The 1,124-nt window shown below is 75.5% G+C and carries 2 protein-coding genes; both read left to right on the top strand.

Annotated features, from left to right (window positions below; genetic code table 11):
• Positions 1-785 (top strand): EI24 domain-containing protein (locus HW577_RS25400; RefSeq protein WP_232475244.1); only part of this gene is annotated, 785 nt, incomplete at its 5' end.
• Between the two features lie 98 nt (positions 786-883).
• Positions 884-1,111: a hypothetical protein gene (locus HW577_RS25395; protein WP_198378860.1), complete on the top strand. Its 228-nt coding sequence runs from the start codon at positions 884-886 to the stop codon at positions 1,109-1,111.
• The last annotated feature ends 13 nt before the right edge of the window (positions 1,112-1,124 follow it).

Here is a 1,124-nt window from a genome sequence, read left to right as displayed (position 1 = left end):
CAGCGCCGCGCCGGGCGGAAGGCGCCGGAGACGACCGGATGGCGCGGCGCGGGGCATCTCCCGCGACGGGGCCGGCGCCCGGCGTGGCTCTGGACCTGCGCCGCGCGCGGCGGCATGTCGGCGCCATGCCAGCCGCCCTCTTCCTCGCCCTCGGCCAGATCGGGGACCCAGCCTTCCGCCGCCCGCTGCTATGGGGCGTGCTCGGCGCCGCGGTCGCGATCGGGCTGCTCGCCTGGGGCGCGGTGGAGCTCGCCGCCTGGGCGTCGGCCGGCGAGCCAGGCTGGCTTTCGTGGCTTGCGCAGGCCGGCGGGGGTGCAGCGGCGCTGGTCGCCGCCTGGTGGCTGTTCCTGCCGATCGCGGCGGCGATCTCATCGCAGCTGGTCGAGCCCGTCGCGGCGGCGGTGGAGCGGCGCCACTACCCCGGCCTGCCGGCGGCGCGGGGCGCCTCGGTCGCCGCGCAGCTTGCCTTCGGACTGCGCTTCGGACTGCGCTTGTTGCTCCTCCAGCTCCTGCTCCTGCCGCTGCTCTTCGTGCCGGTGGTCGGTCCCATGGCGGCGCTGCTGGCGTCCGCCTATGCGCTCGGGTCGGGGCTCGTGCAGCAGACGGCGCTGCTGCGCATGGAACCGGCCGCGGCGCGCATGGCCTGGCGGCGGCGGCGTCTCGCAGGCTGGACGCTCGGCCTGCTGCTCGCCCTGACGGCACTCGTCCCAGGATTGAACCTGCTTGTCCCGGTGCTCGGGACGGCTGCGGCGGTGCATCTGCTGCACCGCGGCGAGGCCGCGTAAAACCTGGGGATAAGCCGGGTTCGGGCGTTGTGGCGGCGCGCGGCCGCATGCTAGCCCCGAAGCATCACGTAAACCCATGGAATCGAGGGGGGTCTTCGATGTCGCTGTTCCGCCGTAAGGACGAACCAGCCACCGCCACCGGCAACGAGGCCGCGCCCACGACCATTCCGGCCGCGCGCGATTCGGATCTCGCCATGCCGCCCTTCCGGCCGGCGGGCATCGCCGTGCCGGCCACGCCGGCATCCGCCGGCCCGGTCGCACCGAAGCCGAACTCCGCCCCCGCGGGCGCCGGCGTTTCCCGCGTCGCGACGCCGCCCGCCGCCTAGACCGGAAGAGCGC

It is taken from the genome of Neoroseomonas rubea (genome assembly GCF_016106015.1).
Lineage (GTDB): Bacteria > Pseudomonadota > Alphaproteobacteria > Acetobacterales > Acetobacteraceae > Neoroseomonas > Neoroseomonas rubea.
Note: the sequence above shows the minus strand (reverse complement) of the source record. Positions and strands in the feature narration are given on the sequence as shown.